This is a genomic window from Tindallia texcoconensis (assembly GCF_055383815.1).
The window spans coordinates 2,709,485-2,727,051 of record NZ_AP042431.1; the positions used below are offsets into that span (position 1 = coordinate 2,709,485).

Genomic DNA, 17,567 nt, shown 5'->3' on the forward strand with positions numbered 1-17,567 from the left:
AAGATCTGTTCTTGTAAGCAGTTGTGTTTGTATCTGTGAAATGATAAACTGTTAACAAAGAAATTGAGAAAATAAGGAGGAGTGACGTATGAAGATAAAAGTAGCAATTAACGGATTTGGAAGAATGGGACGTTTGACTTTTCGGGAAATATTTGGAAATGATGATGTGGAAGTGGTAGCCATAAATGACTTGAGTCAACCGGATATGCTGGCGTATCTACTGAAATATGATACTGTTCAAAAACCCTATGCTGGCCATACAGTAGAACATACAGATAACTCCATTAAGGTGGATGGCCATGAAATACCAATTTATAAAGAGCCAGAACCATCTAATTTACCTTGGGGAAAGTTAGGCGTCGATCTTGTATTGGAATGCACTGGGTTTTTTGCATCCAAAGCAAAATCACAGGCTCATTTAGATGCAGGAGCTAAAAAGGTTCTAATATCAGCCCCTGCGGGGAATGATATTCCAACCATTGTATTTGGAGTGAATCAGGACATTCTAACCAAAGAAGATACTATTGTATCCGCTGCATCCTGTACGACAAATTGCTTGGCACCTATGGCCAAGGCTCTTAATGATTACAGAGAGCTTCGCACCGGGTTCATGACAACCATTCATGCCTATACAGGAGACCAAATGCTTTTGGATGGACCACACAAGAAAAATGACTTTCGACGTGCTCGTGCTGGAGCCATGAATATTGTTCCTAATAGCACTGGTGCAGCTAAAGCTATTGGTTTAGTGATACCTGAACTAGAGGGAAAGTTAATGGGTGCTGCACAGAGAGTACCAGTTGCTACGGGATCCATTACCATTCTAGATGCTGTTCTTAAAGATTCCAGCGAAACTGTTACGTTAGAAGGAGTACATGAAGCCATGAAAAATGCCACCAACGAGACCTTTGGTTACACCGAAGAGAATTTGGTTTCCAGCGATGTGATTGGCATGAAATATGGATCTCTTTTTGATGCGACTCAAACCTTGGTAGCAAGAAGTGGAACAGGAGTGTTTCAGGTCCACATTGCAGCTTGGTATGATAATGAAATGAGTTATGTGCACCAGATGGTTCGTACATTAAAGTATATGGCTAGCTTAAACTAGAGTCATTGAAAAAGTGCCCTGAAGATTCTTCTTCAGGGCACTTTATATTGAAAGGACCCACAGGATGAAGCTCATTCGAAAGTGGATACTTCAAGATAGCGGAGGCTGAAGTCATTTTAGGGGGACCGACATTTTCTACAGGGATCAGTCGATTTTTAATAATGCAAAATCAACCCATCAAGGAGGAGATAAAGGATTACCTTTTTCAATCAGAACAAACCAAGATCTATAAAAGCATATGGGGTTAAACTAGACTATAAATGATCAAACGTTTTGAGTTTAACAAAAATCAATATTATGAACTTGGGTATGATATTTTGTTGAAAAATGGGTAATAAAGTGATAAATGCTACTAGCAATTATTCCTAACATCTTCAATCAAAAGGGGGATTTATATTGAAAATAATTATTGATCGATTTGAAGGACCTTATGCCATTGTTGAAATAGACAATGGTGATTTTATGAATATGCCCAAAGCATTATTGCCCAACATGGCTAATGAAGGAGATGTTATTAGTATCGAAATTGACGAAGAGGCAACGGAAAGAAGAAGAGAAAGAATAAAGCATCTTTTAGAATAAGAGCAACCTGAGAATTAAGGGATGAGTAAAAGTGCTTAAATAAGTCATATTGATTGAAAGGGTGAAAAAATGGAACAAAATATTCTACAGGGTGGCCTGCAGGAGGTTACAACCATTAAAGAAAGTGTCATCGAATTAAATGAATGTATCCAGCAGAAAAACATTTTAGAGATGAATGAAAAGCAATTGGAAGACAGTATTGAAAAAAAAGAAAAGGACATAGAAGATGAAATTAAAAAAGTGACACGTCAACGTAGGGATCAAGTTGAATCTTCTTTTGATGAACAGATTAATCATGTGAAGGTTAAATTAAAGAGTGTTGAGTCCAAAAGAGAAAAAGCCAAAAAGAAAGCTGTCATGGAACGGATTGACATGGAAACGGCTGATTTTAGAAGTGAAGATGAAGAATTATATTTGGCAGGCAAGTCGGTATTTAAACAGGAAAACATTCCATTCTTATACAACAATCGACTATTTTTCGCCCTTTATTTTCCCAGTGGAATGGGAGATTTTGGTATTATTCTTCTGACCTTGGCCATCGCTTTTTTTGCTGTTCCCTTCGGTATTTACCACTTATTATTTGAAGGCGAAGGCACGCTTTATCTGGCCCTTAGTTATGTAATGGTGATTCTGGTATTCGGCGGCCTTTACCTGGTGATCGGCAAAACGAAATACAAACATTTAGAAGCCTTAAACAGAGTGCGAGCTATGAGAAAAAACATTCAAGAAAGTAAGAAAAGACAACGAAAAATCAAGCAAGAAATCAAAAAAGATAAAGATGAGAGCCACTATGGCTTGGGTGAATTTGACAAGGAGATAGAGACGTACAAAGAGACTATCAATGAGATGCTGGAAGAACAGAAGAAGGCACTGTTAGAATTTGATCAGGGAACAGCTGAAGAGATTAAGCAACAGATTACAGAGGCGAATCAGGAAGCGTTAGACTCCCTTAAAATTGAGTATCAGGATATTTATCAAAAAGGTAAAGAAAACTTGGAAAAACTGAATAGAATTTCTACAACGCTTTCTACCAAATACGAAAGTGTTCTTGGAAAGGAATTCCTTACCCTGCCCAAATTGGAACTCATGGAAGAAGCGATCAGTGATGGGGATGCCGAAAATATTGGAGAAGCAATGACCTTAATTGCATCAACCAATAACAAGTAGACAATAATTCATAAGCTGTTTTTAAGAAACCTGCTGGCAATAATGTCAGTGGGTTTCTTAATGCAATAAAAAAGTTTTAAATAATTTTTTTCGATTTACCCTTGAAATCATCATCATACCATGTTATATTCGTAAATGACATTTTAAACCGTCTGGACGGTTTAAAATGTCTGATAATTAAAGTGAGAAAAGGAGGATTTCAATAATGGTTCAAGGCTATAGTATAAAAAATAAAGCCATTGTCACCTGTGCTGTCACTGGGGCTGGAGACACAAGTAAAGTCAATCCACATGTTCCGGTGACCCCTGAAGAAATAGCTAAGGCTTCCATTGAGGCTGCTAAAGCAGGAGCATCTGTGGTCCACATTCATGCTCGAAACCCGAAAACTGGAGGTGTAAGCCACGATCCAGCTTTGTATCGGGAAATTGTGGAACGGATTCGAGAATCAGAAACAGATATTGTCATTAACATTACTTCAGGAGGTGGAGGTGATTTTGTACCAAATCCTCATAATCCGTATCAAGCAGGGGAAGGTAGTGACTTGCAGACTGGGGAGGAACGTCACATGCCTGTGGACCAGCTAAAACCGGAGATGTGTACACTAGACTGTGGAAGCGTCAATTTTGGTGACCTTGTATATGTTAGTCCAACGGAATGGCTTCGTCATCAAGCAAAACTTATCCGTGAAAGTGGTGTGAAGCCAGAATTAGAGTGCTTTGATACTGGTCATATTCGCTTCGCTAACCAATTAATTTCCGAAGGGTTAATAGAAGGAAGACCTCATTTTCAATTTTGTTTAGGGATTCCTTGGGGAGCAGCTGCGGATACAGAAACCATGCTTTACTTGCGTAGTCGTTTACCGGAAAATGCCACTTGGTCTGCCTTTGGAATTGGCGCTATGCAAATGAAAATTTTGGCACAAACAGCTCTGCTGGGAGGCCACGTTCGGGTAGGCTTAGAAGACAATCTCTATCTTTCTAAAGGCGTTATTGCACGGAACGACCAATTAGTAGAAAAAGGAATAGAAATTCTTAGGAAACTTGGAAAAGATCCCATGACGCCTCAAGAAACCCGTGAAACATTGGAATTAAAATAAACATATTCAAAACAGGAGGCATGATAGAATGAGTGATACAAATGAGATATCTAAAATTGCTATTATAGGCACTGGTGTTATTGGAAATGGTTGGATTGCACGTTGCTTAGCTCATGGCATGAAAGTTGTCGCAACAGATCCAGCTCCAGGTGCTGAAGAAAAAACACGGATAGCAATTCAACAGGCATGGCCTTCATTAGAAAAAACAGGGCTAGCGAAGGGTGCATCTCTCCATAATCTTATTTTTGAAAAAGAAATATCAGCAGCTGTCAAAGAAGCAGACCTCATTCAGGAAAATGTACCAGAAGTTCTGGATCTAAAACATCAGGTCCTAAGAGAAATAAGTGAGCATGCTAAAGCAGAAGCTATTATCGCATCAAGCACCTCTGGGATTACTCCAAGTACCTTGCAAAAAGCTTGCAGAAACCCAAAACGAGTGTTGGTGGCTCATCCGTTTAATCCTGTGTATCTTTTGCCCCTAGTAGAATTGGTGGCCGGTGAGAAGACAGATCCAAAGGTGATCAAACAGGCGGAGAGATTCTATAAAACCATTAGCATGAAGCCTTTAATTGTTCGAAAAGAAGTAGAAGGCCATGTGGCAGATCGGTTAATGGAAGCGCTTTGGCGGGAAGCCTTGCATATTGTAAACGAAGATATAGCTACAACGGAAGAAGTGGATGCTGCGATTGTTTACGGTGCTGGACTTCGGTGGGCACAAATGGGTCCTTTCTTGACCTTCCATATGGCAGGAGGAGATGCAGGAATGCGTCATATGTTAGAACAATTTGGACCAGCTTTAAAACTTCCTTGGACCAAACTGGAAGCACCAGAGTTGACAGAGACTCTTAAAGAAAAAGTCATTGATGGGTGTGAATCTCATGCTGGAGGACGACCTGTTGCAGAATTGGCTCATCGGCGAGATCAGTTTCTGACAGAAGTTCTGACCTTAGCCCAAGAATATTGGCCAGAACCTCAAACGATTATGCAAGAAAACCTATAAAGATTGAGAGAAGAGGAGATTTCATATGAACAAAAAGCTACAACTCTTGCATTGCTCTGTTCAATCATCCTGGGTGGATTATAATGGTCATATGAACGATTCTGCCTACGCTTTAATTTTCACCAATGCATTGGAAAAGTTAGTAGATGTCATAGGGTTAGACGAAGCGGCTCGAGAATCATATCAGTACACTACCTACACATTAGAAACACATACCTGCTTTCTGAAAGAAGCTTTAGAAGGTCAGCCTATAGAGGTTGTTGGACAAATACTAGACTGGGATCCTAAACGAATTCACCTGTTTATGGAAATGATACAGGAGAACGGAGAGATTATTTCCACTTGTGAACTAATGCTAATGGGAATAGATACTGTTACTAAAAAGCCAAGAGAATTTCCCCACAAAGTATCGGAAAAAATCAATAAAATATATGAACAACAGATAGAACTTCCCTATCCCTCAAGAGCAGGTCGGAGCATTAAGATTCCAGTAAAAAAATAAAAAAACAAATATGGATGCACGATACAGTTTTGGCCTAGACTTGAAGGAACATGACAGACGTGCTATAATCAATCCAACGTCCAAAACCGTCTGGACAGCATAATTTATCAGAAAATGTAAAAGTGAGGGAAATATCATCAAAAAACGGGCGAAATACGACAGTATCATTAAAGCTGCATCCAGAATCGTGTATAAAAAAGGGGTTTTTGCTCTGACACTAGATGCCGTCGCCCAAGAAGCTCACATTAGCAAGGGCGGACTTCTACATTATTTTAAAACGAAAGAAGCGTTGGTGAAAGCCATGGTGGAGTATACCAGTGACAGCTACCGAACTGGTGTGGAACACCGAGTGGCTCATGAAGAGTACGAAAGAGGGAAATGGACTCGATCACTTATTGCGGAGACTTTCGAACAGGCTCATGATGAAGAAGAACTGAATGCGAGCTTTTTGATGGCTGTAGCCTTAAAACCAGATTTACTGGAGCCTATTAAGCAAGCTTATGAACATTGGCAAACTAAAGTCGAAAATGATGGTTTGGATCCGACTGAAGCAACAATTTTGAGGCTTGCTATTGACGGTCTTTGGATGAATAAATTGATGGGCCTGTCGAAATTTGATGAAAAGCTACTTCATCGTGTTTTTAAGCGTATGATACAAAAAACCATGGTAATTGAGAAGAATCTGGTTGAAACAAAATCTGAACCAATACAAAAGGAGGAAATGGAAGATGATTCATAAAAAACATATTGTACTGATCGGTCTGTTAATTACTGCAATCTTCATAGGAGGATGCGCTGGTGATGGCAACGGAGACAAGGAAGTAGATGGTAATGAAAACCAAGCTGACGTGTCAACAGAAGAGAGTGTTGCTGAAAAATTTAATAAAGAAATTATAGGGATCGATGCTGGTGCAGAGATTATGAGTACCGTAGAAGAGAAAGTGATGGTAGAATATGGCCTGGAGGATTATAATTTAGTAGACTCCAGTGAAGCGGCTATGATTGCTGAGATCGAATCCCGAGCGATGACTGAAGAGTGGGTTGTTGCCATTGGTTGGACACCTCATTGGAAATTTCCAGAGTATAACTTGCGATTCTTGGAAGACCCGCTTGGGATCTTCGGTGAAGAAGAAAGCATCAAAGCTCTGGGGCGAGCAGGGATCACTGAAGATATGCCAGAAGTAGCTGAAGTCCTTGGAAATTACTCTCTGAATGACGACCAGTTGGGCGAAATTATGCTATTGATTCAAGAAGGGGAACAGGGAGATCGTGAAGCTATGGAGAGTTGGGCTATGGATAACCAAGACCTGATTCAAAGCTGGATACCAGAAGGTGCTGATGGAGAAGGTGAAATGGTTCGATTGTTATATAATAACTGGACTTGCGCTATTGCTAAGACCAACTTGATAGCACATGTTTTGGAAGTAGAAATGAATTATAAAGTAGAAATGGAAATGGTTGATGTGGCTGTATTATACGAATCACTAGCTTCTGGAGATTATGATGCTATGACTTGCGCTTGGTTGCCTCTGACTCAGTCTAATTACTGGGATAATTACGGAGATCGCCTAGAAGATTTGGGTAACATTTACGAAGGTGCTAAGTTAGGCCTTGTAGTACCTGACTATGTTGATATCAATTCTATTGAAGAAATGCAATAAGGAATACAAGTGAAAAACCGTAGGGTTAAATCCCTGCGGTTTTTACTTTGTCTTTGACTTTACGTTGTACCTATCGTATTTTTGTTTGTTCAGATTAGATAAATAGGTAAAAAATAAAGAAAAAAAGAGAAAAAAAGAGAAAATACTATATATTTTTGTTTAAAAACACTCAAGTAAACTTGACTATCTTTGACCTTTATAGCTATAATATAGTCAAAGAAAAGTTAAGAAATTAAAAATTGAAGAAAAGGAGGAAGTTCGCTATGATGAACAATTTAGTACCATTTAGAAATCAGAGAAGAGGACGAGACTTAGACACATTATTTGAGAAGTTTTTCAATGATCCCTTTTTTGGAGATCATAGAATGGCGCCTGCTATGCAGTCAGGTATCAAAGTAGATATTCAAGAAGAAGAAGATAAGTATGTAATGGAAGCTGAAATTCCAGGTTTTGAAAAAGATCAGATTAAAATTAGTTATGAAAACGAGCATCTGATTATTTCAGCAGAGAAAGAAGATGAAATGAACGAAGAAAAAGAAAATTATATTTGTCGGGAGCGTAAAATGGGAAGAGTAAGCCGAACCTTCCTTGTAAAAGACATCGATCCAGACAAAATTGGAGCCAAGTATGAGAATGGAATTCTTAAAGTAGCATTACCAAAAGATCCACAGAAAGAGACAAGAAAACAAATTGAAATCAAATAAAAACAAAGAAACCTGCCTGATTAAAGGCAGGTTTCTTTGTTAAGACGGATTACTACGTTTGAAGAGTAAATTAGAGGATATAAAATGAATAGAGTGTAAAAGAGTATAAAATTTGAAAAAGAGGTGTTATCATGAAGAGCCAACAGACTGATCGCATGCGTATAGGCCGAGGATTTATTGCAGCACTCGACCAAAGTGGTGGAAGTACCCCGAAAGCATTAGCTGGTTATGGCATAGAAAATGATGCATATTCCAATGACAAAGAAATGTTTGACCTGGTGCACACCATGCGTTCTCGCATTATGACGAGTCCATCTTTTACGAGTGAAAAAGTGCTTGGGGTTATTCTCTTTGAACAAACCATGGACCGAGAGGTTGAAGGGATGAAAACCCCAGATTATTTATGGAACCAGAAAAAAATTATTTCATTCCTAAAAGTTGATAAAGGTCTAACTGAGCTAACAGATGGCGTTCAACTGATGAAACCCATTACAGGATTAGACACATTACTTCAAAGAGGAAAAGAGCGAAACATATTTGGAACTAAAATGCGGTCTGTGATCAAAGAAGCCAACCCAGAAGGGATCCAAAAGGTTGTTAGCCAACAGTTTGAATATGGTAAACAAATTCTAGAAGCAGGTCTGATGCCTATCCTTGAACCTGAAGTAGATATTAACAGCTCAGATAAAGCGGAATCAGAGAAGTTGCTAATGGTTCAAATACTTAAGCATCTTAATACCTTGGCAGAAGATCAGACGATTATGCTAAAGCTGTCTATACCCAGCGAAGAAGGCTTTTATAGTGAATTGGTGAATCATCCTAAAGTGCTTAGGGTAGTGGCTCTATCCGGTGGATATGGCTGCGATGAAGCTGTGGAGTTACTGACAAAAAACCCTGGTATCATTGCTAGTTTTTCTAGAGCATTGCTAGAAGACCTGTCGGCACAGCAAACAGATGAAGAGTTTGACAATACTTTAAAAATGGCCATTGAAAAAATTTATCAGGCATCCATTACCTGATGATGAAAAAAACATGCTAAAACGGACGCGATCATGGCGTCCGTTTTGTATTGTTCTGTTTATGAAATTAAGCTTATTAATATAGACCCCTATTCAAACCATCTTGTATGGCAGAAAAAACCTTGTTTGCTCTGACAGTAGCACCTGTGAAGGTATCAATGTCATCGATCATTATTTCAGGAGTGTACAGATCAAAAATGGCTTCCAGCGGTTTGTCTTCCAGGTAATCCAAAATTTGCTGGTGCTGCTCTACTACTGGATAAAGTTCATGGCCCTCTTCGATTTGTCGGTAATCATTTCCTCCGTGGTATAAGTGGCGGTAGCTCAAATCTCTAAATATGCCATCCTCCAAGTGAAATTGAATGCTGACCTGTTGAACGCCTCGGTCTGCAAAAATTCCTCGATACCTGCCGTTTTCATATTCACCCAACTCTCTGCTGAATTCATCAGCAGGTGTGTAAAGGCCTCTGTTCAGGCCGTCTCGTATGGCAGATAAAACCTTGTTTGCTCTGACAGTAGCACCTGTGAAGGTATCAATGTCATCGATCATTATTTCAGGAGTGTACAGATCAAAAATGGCTTCCAGCGGTTTGTCTTCCAGGTAATCCAAAATTTGCTGGTGCTGCTCTACTACTGGATAAAGTTCATGGCCCTCTTCGATTTGTCGGTAATCATTTCCTCCGTGGTATAAGTGGCGGTAGCTCAAATCTCTAAATATGCCATCCTCCAAGTGAAATTGAATGCTGACCTGTTGAACGCCGCGGTCTTCATAAATGCCTCTATACCTTCCGTCTTCATAAGAAGAGCTCTCCTGGTGGGGGCCAATATGTATTGAACGGGTTTCGCCATCCCACAGAATTTCTTTTCCCACCGATTCAGCAATAAATCCTAAAGGCGCATAGGTTCGACCTTCGTGAATGAGAGTTTCATGTTCTTTTTCTTCGCCATCAATGAAAAATGTCAGGGTTTCCAACGAAACTTCGATGCGTGTACCTGCTGCATAAACGACTCCGCTCAAAAGAATGACGCCAACCATTAAGCCAGCAATAAATTTCTTCATTACCAAATTCCTCCCCTTGAATATGATTCTTATTGAAAATCCGAAGATAAACTTGTAGTTCAGCTCCTTCCATGTAGAATGAAATTCATTATCAGGTGAATTATAATATTAATGATTATTAATGTCAATAAAAAATCAAAGACCTTTCTATTAAGGGTAATTTGTTTTTATCCTGGTTGAGAACATAAATTTTTTAATTTGTTTACATCATGAATTTGAATTGATTTACGACTGAAAGAAAGAACTCCCTCGTTCTCCATGTTTTTAAGTTCTCTTGAAAGCGTGGTTCGGGACACATTTAAATGCTCAGCTAAATCCTTTTTGGTGAAAATCATTTGTATGCAGGAATTTTTCTGTTCCTGATATGCATTTAATAAATACCAGGCGATTTTTGAAGATACGGAGGACATGGAAAATATCTCTATGGATTTATTCAATGTAAGAACTCGATTAGAGACAGATTGTAAAAATTTTGCCATAATTTCTTCATTTAACGAAAAAAGAGTGAGCAGGTTTTTTCGATTGATCAAGAAGAGCCTGCTTTTATCGCTAGCGACAATATACGAAGGATAATACTGGATGTTGGCAAAAATAGATGCATCGGCAATGAGGTCCTGGGAAAACCTTCGATTGATCGTAATAATCTTTCCACAGGAAAAAATCTTCTGGACGTCCACGGTTCCCTCCAGCAGGATTCCAAGGACATCGGCCTTTTGATGAGGACTAAAAATCACTTCATTTTTATCAAAGGTCCGGACCTGATACTCTATTTCGCTTAAAAGCTCTCGTATCTCATTATCCGAAAGACGCTCAAAAAGGATGCAACTGCGAAGATCAGAAATCAGTTCATTCATTTTACTCACCTCTAAAGAAAATTTTTATTTTGCTTAATTGATAAAAGCTCTCAATGTGTATCTACGGATACACTTTTTTAATGTCTTTCTTGCTATACTATACTCAGGATATTCGAAAATGATAATCGTTGTCAATAAATAGACCTATTTTCTTATATAAACTAATTAGATAGAGGGGGAGGATGAATGTATAGCGTAGGGATTGATATAGGATATTCTGCCTTTAAGGGAGTCTTAATTGATGAAGATCTGAATATTGTGGATAGCACCTATGTTTTGCATAAAGGGAAGATAAAAGAAGTGGCTGAGAAGTATTTGGACAAATTGTCGAAGAAATACCCTGAGAAAATTCGATTCGGCGGTGCTACAGGACAGAGTGTAAAAAATCTGGTGAACTCTGGCAGCATATGTGGGGTGAATGAAGTGACAGCCTTGATAGAAGGAAGTCTTATCACTGACAGAAATGCCCAGTCCATCATCGAAATTGGAGGGCAAAGCTCAAAGTTTTTGACAAAATTACAGAATACATCTTCAGGACCAATTATTTCCATTAACAGCAACTGCTCCGCCGGCACAGGATCCTTTCTTGAAGAGCAGATTTCCCGGCTGGGAATGAGGTTAGAAGACTACTCCCCTCTGGCAGAAAAAGCAACGGAAATTCCTAGAATTGCAGGCCGTTGCAGCGTATTCGCAAAAACAGACATTATCCACCATCAGCAGGAGGGTCAGCCAGTACACAATATTTTAATGGGGCTAGCATATTCCCTTGTCAAAAATTATCGTGCCAATGTGATGAAAAAACATCCTATTAAAACTCCTGTTTTAGTCGCCGGTGGAGTGGGACAGAACCAGGCAATTATGGAAGCTTTTAAAGCTGTGTTAAAACTTGAGGCTGATGATTTTATCCTACCATCCATGAGTGGAAATATTTCGGCTCTGGGAGCCGCGGGCTTAGGATTAAAGAAAAAATATCCATTAGATCTGGAAAAATTGCGCTTTGCAGCAGAAACTATATGTAGAGAAGCTGAATCAGCGGACAAAGGAACATTTGCTTCCTTAGTATCTTTTGGCAAAAATCATGGAAAAGACAAGCATCAGTGCTATCTTCATGATCGTAGCCAGCTTCTTTCAGGGTATTTGGGTCTGGACATTGGTTCCACCAGCACCAATGTGATTCTTATGGATAAAAATCAGCGAGTGATCAGTAATCAATACCTTAGAACGAAGGGTGATCCCATTGCTGCAGTAAATAAAGGAATTACCATGATCAAAGAAAATGTGGATGGCCATTTAGAGATTCTTGGAATTGGCGCTACTGGTTCTGGAAGACATCTGGCGGGGAAGCATGTGGGAGCCGACGTAATAATCGACGAAATAACCGCTCAGGCCAAAGCTGCCTACAGCCTGGATCCGAATGTGGATACCATTATAGAAATCGGCGGTCAGGATTCAAAGTTCATTAGAATGGAAAAGGGTGCTGTAGTGGATTTTGAGATGAATAAAATTTGTGCTGCAGGAACCGGTTCCTTTATTGAAGATCAGGCTAAGAAACTGGATATCTCCATTGATGAATTCGGTGACTTAGCACTCTCAGCAGAAACCCCCGTAGATCTGGGAGACCGTTGCACTGTTTTTATAGAAAGCAATATTGCAGGTGCTTTAAGCCGGAGGGAAAGCGTAGCGGATATTGCTGCCGGTTTATCCTATTCCATTGCGAACAATTATCTGAACAAAGTTGTAGGCCGTAAAAAAACAGGAAAGAAAATTTTCTTTCAGGGAGGAGTAGCTTATAATCAGGCAGTGGTAAATGCCTTTCGCTCTATTCTGGAAAAACCGATTGAAGTACCACCGTTTTTTAGTGTGACAGGTGCCTATGGGGCGGCAATTTTGGCCAGGGAAGCTATGGAAAATGACCTCACCAAGGATGAAAAAAAGCTAAAGCAACTGAATCAACCGAAGAAAGATAGTGTTTTTCATGAAGTGGACCGGCATTATTTGGAAGGATATGATCCTGAAAAGAATCCCCATCGGAAAACCGTGGGAATTCCTAGAGTATTGTTTTTGCATAAACTCTTTCCACTGTTCAATACCTTTTTTAAAGAATTGGGATTAAATGTGCTTCTTTCCGATAAAAGCGATGAAAAAACTGTGGAACGAAGTCAGGAACACTCCATCGAAGAAACCTGCTACCCGGTGAAACTGATTAACGGCCACGTAGTGGAATTGATTGAGAAAGAAGTGGACTATTTGTTTCTGCCTTCTCTCCATACCATGGCCCATCCCGTCTCTAAAACACGACAGAATTATGGCTGCGTTTATATGCAGTGTGTCCCAAAGCTGGTAGAGAAGATCATGGAACCGGAAAAATATGGCATCACTCTCCTCACACCGGAGCTGTCTTTTAATTTTGGAAAACAATACATGATGAAAGTACTGATGGAACTTGGTGAAAAGCTGGGCAAAAATAAAATCCAGACCAGTGCTGCTTTAGCCAAAGGCCTGATGCACTTTAAATCCTTTGAAAAAAAAGTGGAGGTGTTAGGAGAAAAAACCGTAAAGGGACTGAAGGAGAATGAAAAAGCCTTTGTCATCGTGACCAGAGCCTATGGAATTGCAGATCCAGTGTTGAACATGGGAATCCCTGAAAAGCTTGAAGCTATGGGATATAAGGTGATGACACTTTCCAATCTTCCAGCCCATGATTATGATACATCGAAGGAATATCCCAACATGTACTGGCCCTTTGGTCAGCATATTCTTTCTGGGATACGGATTATCAAGGAACATCCCAATCTATATCCCATCTATTTGACAAACCACGGCTGCGGACCGGATACAACTCTGATTCACTTGGTTAAATCCGAGATGGGGGATAAACCCTACCTTCACATGGAGGTGGATGAGCATTGCTCAGCAGTTGGAGTGGTCACCCGCCTGGAAGCTTTTATTAACTCTCTGAAATCAGAAAAACCAGCGGCGGAGGCAGCTGCAAGCCTACAGGAATATGTCAACAATCGAGAAAATCCTTTTCTCAACATGGAAATGTCTCTATCAGGGCTGGACCTAAAGACGGAGTGGCATCTTCCCTACATGGAGAGCTACAGCCATCTTTTTGCCCAGCATCTCCAGAAGTGGGGCTATGTCGTGAAGGTGCTTCCCGGAACCACCCAAAAAACCCTGGAAACAGGGCGTCGAAATATATTGACGAAAGAATATCTCTCCTTTACATCTCTCATTGGAGATGTTCTGGCAAAATCGGAAGAGGTAATGGATGAAAAACTTCCTGCCGGATTTGTGATTCCGACCTCTGAAGGTGCTGAAGCGGGAGGGCAGTATCACCAGCTGATAAGAGAAAAGCTGGATCACTTAAATCGCAGGGATTTGAAAGTGCTGGCCCCTTTTGTAGAGGACTTCATCAAAGAGACCTCTTTAACCAAGGATCTCTTCTTGCTTATTTTGGCCGGAGATCTGGTCCATCTGGCCCCAGAGAGCAAAAAATACGAGTACCAGAACACCTTCCTTAGCTTAATTCGCAATGAAAGCCTGACCATGGAAAAACTGGAAAGCATCGCAGAAGAAATAAAAACACTTGACAGCAAGGAAGAAAACAAAAAAACCTTACGAATAATAGGAGAAACAGGGCTGTTATTCACCCCTTTGTTAAGCAACGGTTTAAAAGAAATCCTTGCATCAAATGGTATCCGCCTGCGCTATCAGCCCCTCAGTGAAACCCTGTGGTTTCTGTGGAAGGATTATCTTTCTCAGGAAGTTAATCATAAAGAGCTTGCTGCCCATAAAGATCTGGATAAACTGCAAGAATATATGCAACGGATCCATTTCATACTGGGAAAAGAAAGCCCCTTTGAGGACCGACCGGAAGATTTAATCCGGCGGGCAGATAGTACCCTGAAAAACTATGCCGGCGGGAACGGTCGCTACCGTATCGCAAAAGCCTCAGGAGATCTTAAGAGTGATATAGGACTGCTGACAGTCGCTTCCATGTACGAGAATACCAATACCATCCTGAATACCCTGCAGGAAGATGAAGTATCGAAAAGGAACATCCCTCATCTCAACATAACCTTTGACGGCGATGAGAACGAGACAGACAAATCGAAGCTGGAATCATTTATTTATTACGCTCTCAGAGATCGACAAAAGAAACCGAGTATTGAGAACAAGAGAAAGGAAAAAGAAAGGAAGGGTGCCTAGAATGATTCTGAAAAACCTGACAAAATGCTTTGCGAATTTGAAAATTATGGAAGGTTTTAATCTGGAAATCAAAGAAAAGGAAATTACCTGCATTCTAGGACCATCAGGTTGTGGAAAATCAACTCTGCTGAACATGATTTCCGGAATCACACCTCCGGACAAAGGTGAAATTGTAGGGAAGAAAGAGAAGATCGGCTACGTTTTTCAGGAGGACCGTCTATTGCCCTGGAAAACTCTGGAAGAAAACATCCGGATAGTGAAAAAACAAGGATCTTCCTCGGAAATTAGAGAGTTGATCGATATTGTGGGATTGAAAAATTTTGAAAAGAGTTACCCTCACCAGCTAAGTGGTGGCATGCGCCAGCGTTGTGCCATAGCCAGAGCCTATCATTATCAGTCAGAGATGCTTTTAATGGACGAGCCTTTCAAATCCTTGGATTACGATCTTCGAATGGCCATGGTGAAACTACTGCAGGATCTGTGGATAAAATGGGAAAACACGGTAGTTTTCGTTACCCACGAAATTGATGAAGCCCTTTTGTTGGGAAACCGGGTGATCCTCCTGAGAAAAAATCCCTGCAAAGTGGATCAAATTATGGAGATTAAAACACCTCAAATCCATCGAAATCTCACAGACAGAGAAATGGTAATGGCGAGAGGAACCATCATTGAACGCCTTTCGAATCATAAAAGAGATATCTGTCACATCAGCGCCTGAAACACCTTTTTAGAATCAAAAATATCAATATAAAACTCAAGAAAAGAGGAAAATACAATGAAAAAAATTTTAATGATCGTCGGAATAACAATCTTAACGATGACCTCTATTATTGCATGCGGAACCAATGCCGAAGTAACAGGGAGTGAGAAAGAAGCCGAAGCTTTTCAGGTGAAAGTGGCGGCACCCACTGGAGCACCAACCCTAAGTATGATCAGAATGTTCAAAGAGAAGCCTTCCTTTGGAAATCATGTGGAAGTCCAATATGAATCAGTCCAATCAGCGGACCTGATGGCATCCCGCGTTGTATCTGGAGAGGTGGATATTGCGGTGGTTCCCACCAATTTGGCAGCTTCTTTGTATCATCGGGGAGCAGATTTTCAGCTGGCAGCTTCTAGTGTGTGGGGCGTTCTCTACATGGTTGGCAGCGAAGAGATTGATCAGTGGGAGGACTTGAAAGGAAAAGATATTCATACGTTAGGACGTGGATTAACACCAGACATCATTCTGCGACACGTGCTATCATCCAACAAAATTGATCCGGACCTGGATGTGAATCTTCATTATATGGGAGGAGCAACGGAACTGGCTCCCGCATTTATTGCAGGGCAGATTGATATGGCTGTTATTCCTGAACCCGCTCTCTCCAATGTTTTAATGAATCGTGAAGATGCAGTGGTTCTCTATGACCTGCAAAAAGAGTGGAGCAAACTAAATGAAGGAACTAGCTCCTATCCTCAGGCATCGTTAATCATCAGCAGAAATCTGATTGAAAACCAACGAGTATTTGTCGATGCTTTCTTGGAAGAATATGAAAGTAGCATCAGCTGGTTATTTGAGAACCGAGAACTGGCCGGTGAATACGTCGAAGCGTTGGAAGTGGGGATGAAAAAAGGCGCAGTGATTCAGGGTCTTGATCGAATGAATATCCAATACCAAGATGCATCCGAAGCAAAATCAACTATCGAAGAATATATTCATGTCCTTCTGAAAGCCGCTCCTGAGACTGTTGGGGGGAAAGAATTGGATGATGACTTCTATATGGAAAAATAGTGTTAGTCTTAAGGTGTTTTCGGCGATCATCATCATTCTTATCTGGCAGAGTCTGGCAATGATTGTGGACAGAGAGATTATCATTCCTTCTCCTGCCGCGACTTTGGATGAGATGATTCGAATAATGACATTCCCCAATTTCTCGATGATCATCTTGAGAACTCTTCAACGAGCCATTATCGGTTTTTTTATCGCACTATTTTCAGCCCTTGGTCTTGGGATCGCAGGGGGTTATTCAAAAACATTCTACCACTTACTCAAACCTCTGGTTTTAATCAATCGGGCAGTACCAACCATGGCTATCATCCTACTTGCCTTAATCTGGCTAGATTCTGAAAGAGCGCCGATATTAGTCGGGTTTGTGGTGATTTTTCCGATTCTTTATGAAAGCATTGTCCAGGGAATTCGTCATGTGGATGGAAAACTGATTGAAATGATGGATTTGTATGAAATTAGAGGATTTCAGCGATTTAAAGATCTCTATCTTCCGTCCCTGTCATCCTATCTGCAAAGTGCCATGGTTGCTGCCATGGGTCTTAATCTTAAAATTGTCGTAGCAGCAGAGGTTTTGAGCCAGCCAGCTCTTTCAATTGGAACCAGCTTTCAAATAGAAAGGGTTCATCTGAATACCGCAGGAGTATTTGCATGGGCCTTCATCACGGTTATATTAGCTGCAGTTTTAGAAACATCTATAGGGTTTGTGAAATTGAAAAAAGAAGGATAGCGTAATAATTTTGATCCCATACGCTAGTTATGTCTACCGTTATAAGTCAAGCGTGATGGGTATCAGTAAAATAGAAATTGATAACAGATATCAATAAATATCCGATA

At 40.4% G+C, this 17,567-nt stretch carries 16 protein-coding genes; 14 read left to right on the forward strand and 2 right to left on the reverse strand.

The window, feature by feature from the left end:
- Positions 1–88 precede the first annotated feature (88 nt).
- From gap to ACZ47N_RS12320, 10 genes are all read left to right on the forward strand, one after another.
- Positions 89–1,108 (forward strand): type I glyceraldehyde-3-phosphate dehydrogenase, encoded by a 1,020-nt coding sequence (gene gap, locus ACZ47N_RS12275; RefSeq protein WP_464886834.1) that lies wholly within the window; start codon positions 89–91, stop codon positions 1,106–1,108.
- A 396-nt stretch (positions 1,109–1,504) separates the two neighbouring features.
- Positions 1,505–1,690 (forward strand): DUF3006 domain-containing protein, encoded by a 186-nt coding sequence (locus ACZ47N_RS12280; protein WP_464886835.1) that lies wholly within the window; start codon positions 1,505–1,507, stop codon positions 1,688–1,690.
- Positions 1,691–1,759: 69 nt separating this feature from the next.
- Positions 1,760–2,857, forward strand: coding sequence for an AAA family ATPase (locus ACZ47N_RS12285; RefSeq protein WP_464886836.1), 1,098 nt, complete (start codon positions 1,760–1,762; stop codon positions 2,855–2,857).
- A 205-nt stretch (positions 2,858–3,062) separates the two neighbouring features.
- Positions 3,063–3,953, forward strand: a complete 891-nt coding sequence (locus ACZ47N_RS12290; RefSeq protein WP_464886837.1) for a beta-keto acid cleavage family enzyme — start codon at positions 3,063–3,065, stop codon at positions 3,951–3,953.
- A 28-nt stretch (positions 3,954–3,981) separates the two neighbouring features.
- A complete protein-coding gene (locus ACZ47N_RS12295; RefSeq protein ID WP_464886838.1) occupies positions 3,982–4,953 on the forward strand; it encodes a 3-hydroxyacyl-CoA dehydrogenase NAD-binding domain-containing protein in 972 nt (323 codons plus the stop codon).
- A gap of 25 nt (positions 4,954–4,978) precedes the next feature.
- Entirely contained in the window at positions 4,979–5,455 is a 477-nt protein-coding gene (locus ACZ47N_RS12300; RefSeq protein WP_464886839.1) for a thioesterase family protein, read from the forward strand.
- Positions 5,456–5,642: 187 nt separating this feature from the next.
- The gene (locus tag ACZ47N_RS12305) at positions 5,643–6,194 is read left to right on the forward strand and encodes a TetR/AcrR family transcriptional regulator (protein WP_464886840.1); all 552 of its coding nucleotides are present in this window, start codon (positions 5,643–5,645) and stop codon (positions 6,192–6,194) included.
- Positions 6,184–7,116 (forward strand): glycine betaine ABC transporter substrate-binding protein, encoded by a 933-nt coding sequence (locus tag ACZ47N_RS12310; protein WP_464886841.1) that lies wholly within the window; start codon positions 6,184–6,186, stop codon positions 7,114–7,116. Before ACZ47N_RS12305 ends, ACZ47N_RS12310 begins: the two co-directional genes overlap by 11 nt.
- Positions 7,117–7,379: 263 nt before the next feature.
- On the forward strand, positions 7,380–7,820 hold the full coding sequence (locus tag ACZ47N_RS12315; RefSeq protein ID WP_464886842.1) for an Hsp20/alpha crystallin family protein: 441 nt from the start codon (positions 7,380–7,382) through the stop codon (positions 7,818–7,820).
- A 131-nt stretch (positions 7,821–7,951) separates the two neighbouring features.
- Positions 7,952–8,839 carry a fructose bisphosphate aldolase gene (locus tag ACZ47N_RS12320; RefSeq protein WP_464886843.1) on the forward strand — a complete coding sequence of 296 codons (888 nt, stop codon included), beginning with the start codon at positions 7,952–7,954 and terminating at the stop codon, positions 8,837–8,839.
- Positions 8,840–8,915: 76 nt separating this feature from the next.
- Here the strand turns inward: ACZ47N_RS12320 and ACZ47N_RS12325 are convergent, their stop codons facing one another.
- Positions 8,916–9,899, reverse strand: coding sequence for a stalk domain-containing protein (locus ACZ47N_RS12325; RefSeq protein WP_464886844.1), 984 nt, complete (start codon positions 9,897–9,899; stop codon positions 8,916–8,918).
- 167 nt (positions 9,900–10,066) lie between these two features.
- Positions 10,067–10,753 carry a Crp/Fnr family transcriptional regulator gene (locus ACZ47N_RS12330; RefSeq protein ID WP_464886845.1) on the reverse strand — a complete coding sequence of 229 codons (687 nt, stop codon included), beginning with the start codon at positions 10,751–10,753 and terminating at the stop codon, positions 10,067–10,069.
- Positions 10,754–10,939: 186 nt separating this feature from the next.
- On the opposite strand from ACZ47N_RS12330, the gene ACZ47N_RS12335 reads away from it, so the two are divergent.
- The 4 genes from ACZ47N_RS12335 to ACZ47N_RS12350 are packed head-to-tail and all read left to right on the forward strand — an operon-like array spanning position 10,940 to position 17,460.
- Positions 10,940–14,965 (forward strand): acyl-CoA dehydratase activase, encoded by a 4,026-nt coding sequence (locus ACZ47N_RS12335; RefSeq protein ID WP_464886846.1) that lies wholly within the window; start codon positions 10,940–10,942, stop codon positions 14,963–14,965.
- A gap of 1 nt (position 14,966) precedes the next feature.
- Positions 14,967–15,683: an ABC transporter ATP-binding protein gene (locus ACZ47N_RS12340; protein ID WP_464886847.1), complete on the forward strand. Its 717-nt coding sequence runs from the start codon at positions 14,967–14,969 to the stop codon at positions 15,681–15,683.
- A gap of 57 nt (positions 15,684–15,740) precedes the next feature.
- Positions 15,741–16,736, forward strand: coding sequence for an ABC transporter substrate-binding protein (locus tag ACZ47N_RS12345; RefSeq protein ID WP_464886848.1), 996 nt, complete (start codon positions 15,741–15,743; stop codon positions 16,734–16,736).
- Positions 16,711–17,460 carry an ABC transporter permease gene (locus ACZ47N_RS12350; protein ID WP_464886849.1) on the forward strand — a complete coding sequence of 250 codons (750 nt, stop codon included), beginning with the start codon at positions 16,711–16,713 and terminating at the stop codon, positions 17,458–17,460. Before ACZ47N_RS12345 ends, ACZ47N_RS12350 begins: the two co-directional genes overlap by 26 nt.
- Positions 17,461–17,567 lie beyond the last annotated feature (107 nt).